This is a genomic window from Geobacillus sp. (assembly GCF_017515625.1).
In the GTDB taxonomy this organism is placed as follows: domain Bacteria; phylum Bacillota; class Bacilli; order Bacillales; family Anoxybacillaceae; genus Geobacillus; species Geobacillus stearothermophilus.
In genome coordinates this window covers 1-7,087 of sequence record NZ_JAFWFM010000185.1, presented here as the reverse complement: position 1 = coordinate 7,087, position 7,087 = coordinate 1, and the positions used below count along the sequence as shown (strand labels likewise).

The window sequence follows — 7,087 nt, the reverse complement described above, 5'->3', positions numbered from 1 at the left end:
TTTTTTGTCCCCGTCGCCCTTGACGACTCTTCCGCACCTTTGGCGGGTGTTGGTCAAGGGCGAATCCGGCCCTCCGCATGCCCCACGATGCTCAATGGGATGATCTGTGTGGAGTTTTCATAGAACTTTTGACGCTACCTTCATCCATCTGCGGACGAAAACTTTTCCATTGGCTGCATGCTCCGTCCCATTCGTTGATATACATAGTAAAAGAGAAAGAAAGGGCGGGGAAACGATGGACGAAAAAGCAGCGTTTTTGCCGGCGTTGATCCAAAGCTATTTTATCGCGGTCGGCGTGTTGCTTGGCGGCGCCATCATCGGCGCTCTCGGCGCATTTTTGAGCGGCGGCCAGCCGCTGACGGCCATGTACCGGTTTGCCGGCGACTTGCGCATTTGGGCGGTCGTCGCCGCCATCGGCGGAACGTTTGATACGTTTTACGTCGTCGAGCGAGGGCTGTTTCTCGGGGAAACAAAAGACATTGTGCGGCAGTTTTTGCTCATTTTGTCCGCCATGGGCGGCGCGCAAACAGGAGTGGCGATCATTACGTGGCTGACACAGGAGCACATTTCGCCATGAGAATTCCTCCGTATTACCAATATCCGTCATGGCAGCGTTTTTTCGCCGGCGTAGCGATTGGGGCGCTCATCAGCTGGTTTGTCTTTTTGTACATTTTCGGCGTCCTGCAGGAAAAGCAGGTGCGGCACGTCAATGAGCTGAACGAGCAGATCGCCGACTTGCAAAATGAAATTCGCATTTGGCAAGAAGACTATATCCATTACAACAAAGAAATGAAAAAAAAGCTGACCGTGCAGGACGTGTCCGTCCATCTTGTCAACGCCAAGCAATACAAGCTTGATTCGTACACAGCGTTCCGCATCGAAGACAGTGTGAAAGAAGATTTGTCCCATTTAATCACCAAAGATATTGAAACGGTGTACAACAGCCGCGAGCTGATCAAGCGGGCAATTGAAAACAAAACGTATACGATCCACGAAAAAGCGTACCGGCTGGAAATTCATACGCTCACCATTTTCACCTTTTTGGCTGTGGAAGTGAAATTGAAGCCGCTCCCTTAACACGCCATGCAGCCGACAAACGAGAAAAGCCAAAACAAACCGACACCCCGACGCCGACAAGAGCGCCGGACACTGCATCAGGCGGCAAAAGAGGGGGCGGCGCCGCATGACGCCCTTCTCGCCCCCTTCTGTTACCGTTCCGCCCGGCAAACGGCTCTCACCTCTTCAACAATGCGGTCGGCTTCTTCCCATGAAGCGATCGACGCGCCGGCCGCCAGCGGATGGCCGCCGCCGCCATGCCGCTTGGCGACGACATTGATGACCGGCCCTTTCGAACGAAAACGCACGCGAATCTCCTTCTCCTCCTCAACGAAAAACACCCAGGCGATGATGCCATCAATGTTGCCGAGCAGCCCAACAAGCTGCGACGCTTCAAGCGGGGTGACGCCGTATTCTTCAAGCAGCGCCCGCGGCATTTTCACCGCCGCCACTCCTTCATCGATCGTGAAATTCGACAGCACATAACCGCTCAAACGGGCGAGCGGCAGGCTCGTCCGGTACAGCCCGTCATACAATTCCGTCAGCGAAAAGCCGTACGAAATGAGCTCTCCGGCATAGCGAAACGTTTTTTCGCTCGTGCGCGGAAACAAAAAACGGCCCGTGTCGCCGACAATGCCGGCGTAAATCAGGCGCGCCGCCTCGGCGGTCATCGTCAGCCCATCGTCTTTGCCGGCCAAATACAGTTCGTAAATCATTTCGCTCGTCGAGCTGGCGTCGGTGTCAACCCACATGATGTCGCCGTACGGCGTATCGTTCGGATGGTGGTCGATTTTGATCAGCTTCCGCCCGAGCCGGTAGCGGCTGTCACAAATCCGCTCTTCGTTCGCCGTGTCACAGACAATCACGAGCGCCTGTTCATAGGCGCCATCGTCAATGACATCCATTTGACGTAAAAATGACAACGATGGATCATCCGTCCCCACCGCATACACTTGTTTTTCCGGAAACGACGCCCGAAGCAGCGCCGCCAGCCCGCCTTGCGACCCGTACGCGTCCGGGTCCGGGCGCACGTGGCGATGGATGATGATCGTATCAAATTGGCGAATCGTTTCAAGAATGTCCCGGCAAACGTCTTTCATCACTTCGTCCCCTTTTTATGGCTTGTCATTTTCAACCGCTGGCATTTTTCCGCGCTTCTATGTACAATGGAAAAAGAAACGGACTACGGAGGGAGCCAGCATGCCCGTATTGGTTATTTTCATTATATTTTCCTTTTCGTTTTACGTCTATTATAAAATTCGCTACGTTCGCTCGCAGCGCCCGATGGAGCGCCGCTTCCTCTCGGCGAAATCGAGCATGGCGCTCGGGCTGTTTGTCGCCTTGTTCGGAGTCAACCAATTGTTTTTGTATCAGACAACTGTCACCTATATCATCTCCTCCATCTTTATCGCCCTAGGCGCCGGCAGCGTCTGGGCCGGCTGCCGCGCCTACCGCTGCTATCTGCCGCAGGCGATCGAAGAGGCGGAAAAAGCGGCGAAACAAAGCTGACCATAACCGTTCACAGCGAAAGGGAAAGGATGTCCAGCAACAAAGGGCGGACATCCTTTTTTCGTTGTCGATTACCGGTCGATCAGCTGGCACATCATCATCGCCTTCCCGACGATGGCGCCTTCATTGTACACCTCGACGTCCACTTTTCCGAACTTGCGCCCGAGCTCTAAAAGCTTCGCCTGCACGTCGACTGTAGTGTCGATTTGCACCGGCTTGATGAAATAAATCGTAATGCTTTCCATCACCAAATCGCCGCGTTTGTACGCCCGCAGCATCCGCGCCGCCGCTTCGGTGACGATCGTCGTAAACACGCCGTACGAGAGTGTCCCTAAATAGTTCGTCATTTGCGGCGTGATCGTGCAGCGAAACAGCGTTTCTTTGTCGCCTGACTCGCGGAACTGGGCGGTGACGAGGTCATCGATCGTCTCGCCGACTTGCAGCTGGCGCTGCGCCATTTGCAGCGCTTTTAACACGTCTTGGCGGCTGATGATCCCTTGCAGCCGGTTATGGTCATCAACGACCGGAAGCAGTTCAATTCCTTCCCATACCATGATGTGCGAGGCAAATGCGACCGATGTTTTTCCGTTCACCGTATTCGGCTGCTTCGTCATCACCTTTTCGACCGGCAGCTGCCGGTCGACATCCAGCACGTCTTTTGCCGTCACAATACCTTGCACTTTCAACTGGTCGTCGACGACCGGAAACCGGGTATGGCGCGTCTCGCGATTTAGCGCATACCAGCGCTCGACGGGATCGTCTGTATATAAATAGACTGTTTTCTCGACAGGGGTGACAATGTCCTCAACGAGCACAATCTCCTTTTTGATCAGCTGGTCATAAATCGCCCGGTTGATCATCGTCGCAACCGTAAACGTGTCATAGCTCGTCGAAATGATCGGCAGCTGCCGCTCATCGGCGAGCTTTTTCACGTGGTCGGCCGTGTCAAACCCGCCGGTGATGAGCACGGCCGCCCCGGCTTCAAGCGCCAGTTCGTGCGCCTTCGTCCGGTTGCCGACGATAAGCAAATCCCCTGCACCCGTATAGCGCATCATTGCCTCCAGCTGCATCGCCCCAATGACGAAGCGGTTGAGCGTCTTGTGCAGCCCTTCCCGCCCACCGAGCACTCGTCCGTCGACAATGTTGACGACTTCAGCGTACGTGAGCTTCTCAATGTTTTCCTTCCGCTTTTTCTCGATCCGAATCGTGCCGACGCGCTCGATCGTGCTTACGTATCCTTTGTTCTCCGCATCTTTGATCGCTCGGTACGCCGTTCCTTCGCTCACGCCCATTTCCTTGGCGATCTGCCGGACGGAAATTTTCTCGCCGATCGGCAGCCGGTGGATGTATTCTAAAATTTGTTCATGTTTGGTCGCCAACGGTCTTCACCCTTTACGCATTGTTACTTTCATTATACAGGGCTCAGCAGCGGGGATTCAACGATCGCGCCGGCCATCAGAAAGCGCCCTTCCCAAAGTGGGAAGGGCGCCGCTGTTACAGCTCGATGCTTTCGCCTGACTTCAGAGCACGGCCGACACCCGACGGTAGAAGCGAGACGAACCGTTCGGGGTCTTGGACAATCGGCGGGAACGTGTTGTAATGGATCGGCACGACGAGTTTCGCTCCGAGCCACTCGGCGGCAACGGCCGCGTCTTCCGGCCCCATCGTGAAGCTGTCCCCAATCGGCAAAAAGGCGACATCGATGTTATGGCGCTCGCCGATCAGCTTCATGTCGGAAAACTGCCCGGTGTCGCCGGCATGGTAGATCGTTTTCCCTTCGGCCGTGAACAAAATGCCGGTCGGCATGCCTAAATAAATGATTTGCTTGTCCTCGGTCACAAACCCGGAGCTGTGGAACGCCTGCGTCAACTTGACCGTGCCAAAGTCAAATTCGCGCGCCCCGCCGATGTTCATGCCAAACGTCTCGACGCCTTGCCAGCTTAAATACGTCGCCAGCTCAAATGTGGCCACGACAAGGGCGTTGTTCCGCTTGGCGATTTCCACCGTATCGCCGACATGATCCCCGTGCCCGTGCGTGAGCAAAATGACATCCGCTTTCACATCCGCCGCGTTCAAATCGGTCGTCGCATTGCCAGTGATGAACGGGTCGATCAAAATCGTTTTTCCGTTCGTCTCAATGCGGACAACCGAATGGCCATGGTAGCTGATTTTCATCGTCACATCTCCTTTCCACTACACATGATTCGCCGCCGCCCATCCATTCCCTTCTTTTCCTGCCTGTCCATTTACAAACGGCCCGTTTCTTGGTACGCTCAAAATGGACAACAGTGAAAAAAGGAAGGAATGGGACGATGAACAAACGGCTGCAAGCATTTTCCTCTTGGCTTCAACAACATAGTTCATTCGCCTTCGTCACGTCAAGTGCGAACGTGTTTTATTTGAGCGGATTTCGGTGCGACCCGCACGAACGGTTGCTGGCGCTTTTGGTCTTTCCTGACAGCGAGCCCGCGCTCGTCTGCCCGCAAATGGAAGTCCCGCGCGCCCGCCGGAGCGGCTTTGGGCATACGGTGATCGGCTACGACGACAGCGCCGACCCGTGGGAAGAGATCGAGCGCCATCTCAAAGCGCGCGGTGTCAAGGCCGTCTCGATTGCCGTCGAAAAAAACGATTTGTCGTTCGCCCGTTTCGAGCGGCTCTCGGCGCTGTTTCCGAACGCCCAATGGCTCGATGCCGAAGAAAAGCTGCGCCAGCTTCGCCTGATCAAAGATGAGCAGGAAATGAAAGCGCTGCGCCAGGCGGCAGAGCTGGCTGACAAAGCGGTCGAAATCGGCGTCTCGGCCATTCGCCCGGGCGTGACGGAGCTTGAACTTGTCGCCGTCATTGAATATGAGCTGAAAAAACTCGGCGTTGAAGGGATGTCGTTTCCCACAACCGTGCTTGCAGGCGCCAAATCAGCCGATCCGCACGGCGTGCCGGGAACGGCGGCGGTCGCACCGGGCGATTTCGTGCTGTTCGATTTGGGCGTCATCGTCGATGGGTATTGCTCCGACATTACCCGCACCGTCGTCTGTCAGACGGCAAGCGACGAACAGCGGCTCATATACGATACCGTTCGGCGCGCCCAGCAGGCGGCGATCGACGCCTGTCGCCCGCAAACCGCGATGAAGGAGATCGACCGCTCCGCTCGAAACGTCATCGAACAAGCCGGCTACGGCCCGTACTTCACCCACCGCGTCGGGCACGGCTTAGGAATCGAAATCCACGAATACCCATCGCTTCATGGCGCCAACCCCGACCCGCTCGCTCCCGGCATGGTGTTTACGATCGAACCGGGCATTTACGTCCCATCCATCGGCGGCGTGCGCATTGAAGACGATGTCGCGGTCACGAACAACGGCGTTGAGGTGTTGACGTCGTTTTCGAAGGAATTGATCATTGTATAACGAGAAAAACCATTGGCAAAAGCTTCTGCGAATAAGTGCACGAACAAAGCTGTCCACCGGCTCGATCCCCAAGCCGATTCGGACAGCTTTGTTTTCTCATCGCCATCAAGGCGGCTCCATCTTCATGATTTCATCCGTTCAACAACGAATGAACATCTGTATACGGCATGTTGTGCGCCGCCGCGACCGCTTCGTACACGATGTGCCCGTCGAGCGTGTTGATCCCTTTTAACAGCGCCGGGTTATCCAAGCACGCGGCGCGGTATCCTTTGTTGGCGATTTGCAAGGCGTATGGGATCGTGACGTTCGTAAGCGCGAATGTCGACGTGCGCGGCACCGCGCCCGGCATGTTGGCGACGGCGTAATGGACGACGCCGTGCTTGACGTATGTCGGATCGTCGTGCGTCGTGACGCGGTCGGTCGTTTCGAAAATGCCGCCTTGGTCAATGGCGATGTCGACCAACACCGATCCCGGCGTCATCGAGCGCACCATCTCTTCCGTCCCAGCTTCGGCGCTTTCGCCCCCGGGATCAAGACGGCGCCGACGACCAAATCCGATTCGCGCACGCACTCGGCGATATGGTACGAGTTGGACATGAGCGTCGTCACGTGGTCGCCGAACAAATCATCGAGCTCGCGCAGCCGCTCGGCGTTAATGTCCAAAATCGTCACGTCTGACCCGAGACCGACCGCGATTTTCGCCGCGTTCGTCCCCGCCGTTCCGCCGCCGATGATCGTCACTTTGCCGCGCCGCACTCCGGGCACGCCGCCAAGCAAAATGCCTTTCCCGCCGTGCGGCTTCTCGAGAAACTGGGCGCCGACTTGCACCGACATGCGGCCGGCGACTTCACTCATCGGCGTCAACAGTGGCAGCGAGCCGTTCGCCAGCTGCACCGTCTCGTAAGCGATGCCGACCACTTTTTGCTCGACGAGCGCTTTCGTGAGCGCTTCGGCCGCGGCTAAATGCAAATACGTAACTGTAGATGAGCAAATTCACTGACATAAATTGACAACTAAACAAAAAAGGAGACATGAACCCGATTCCTTGGTTAGAATAGATGTACCACCAACTATCCACAAGGAGGTTCATGTCTCATGAATAGATTAGCACATCACCA

Annotated in this window: 7 protein-coding genes and 1 pseudogene; 4 read left to right on the top strand and 4 right to left on the bottom strand. The window is 55.9% G+C overall.

All coding sequences use genetic code 11. The features are described 5' to 3' along the window. Positions 1-235 precede the first annotated feature (235 nt). Both ytrH and ytrI read left to right on the top strand, forming a co-directional pair. Positions 236-577, top strand: coding sequence for a sporulation membrane protein YtrH (gene ytrH, locus IKE44_RS10950; protein ID WP_033008565.1), 342 nt, complete (start codon positions 236-238; stop codon positions 575-577). Then, on the top strand, positions 574-1,077 hold the full coding sequence (gene ytrI / locus IKE44_RS10945) for a sporulation membrane protein YtrI (RefSeq protein ID WP_033014457.1): 504 nt from the start codon (positions 574-576) through the stop codon (positions 1,075-1,077). Before ytrH ends, ytrI begins: the two co-directional genes overlap by 4 nt. Positions 1,078-1,208: 131 nt before the next feature. On the opposite strand, the gene IKE44_RS10940 is transcribed toward ytrI, so the two are convergent. Then, the gene (locus tag IKE44_RS10940; RefSeq protein WP_033008569.1) at positions 1,209-2,156 is read right to left on the bottom strand and encodes a DHH family phosphoesterase; all 948 of its coding nucleotides are present in this window, start codon (positions 2,154-2,156) and stop codon (positions 1,209-1,211) included. Positions 2,157-2,256: 100 nt separating this feature from the next. Here IKE44_RS10940 and IKE44_RS10935 point away from each other — a divergent pair, with 100 nt between their 5' ends. Beyond that, on the top strand, positions 2,257-2,565 hold the full coding sequence (locus tag IKE44_RS10935; protein WP_033014458.1) for a YtpI family protein: 309 nt from the start codon (positions 2,257-2,259) through the stop codon (positions 2,563-2,565). Between the two features lie 71 nt (positions 2,566-2,636). Here IKE44_RS10935 and IKE44_RS10930 read toward each other — a convergent pair whose 3' ends face one another. After that, positions 2,637-3,944 carry a CBS domain-containing protein gene (locus tag IKE44_RS10930; protein WP_287465894.1) on the bottom strand — a complete coding sequence of 436 codons (1,308 nt, stop codon included), beginning with the start codon at positions 3,942-3,944 and terminating at the stop codon, positions 2,637-2,639. Between the two features lie 115 nt (positions 3,945-4,059). After that, positions 4,060-4,740: a metal-dependent hydrolase gene (locus tag IKE44_RS10925; RefSeq protein WP_287465893.1), complete on the bottom strand. Its 681-nt coding sequence runs from the start codon at positions 4,738-4,740 to the stop codon at positions 4,060-4,062. A gap of 137 nt (positions 4,741-4,877) precedes the next feature. Here IKE44_RS10925 and IKE44_RS10920 point away from each other — a divergent pair, with 137 nt between their 5' ends. After that, complete coding sequence (locus tag IKE44_RS10920) at positions 4,878-5,969, top strand: M24 family metallopeptidase (protein ID WP_033014463.1); 1,092 nt, start codon at positions 4,878-4,880, stop codon at positions 5,967-5,969. A 130-nt stretch (positions 5,970-6,099) separates the two neighbouring features. Here the strand turns inward: IKE44_RS10920 and ald are convergent. After that, positions 6,100-6,938, bottom strand: a pseudogene (gene ald / locus IKE44_RS10915) (alanine dehydrogenase). Positions 6,939-7,087: the final 149 nt, after the last annotated feature.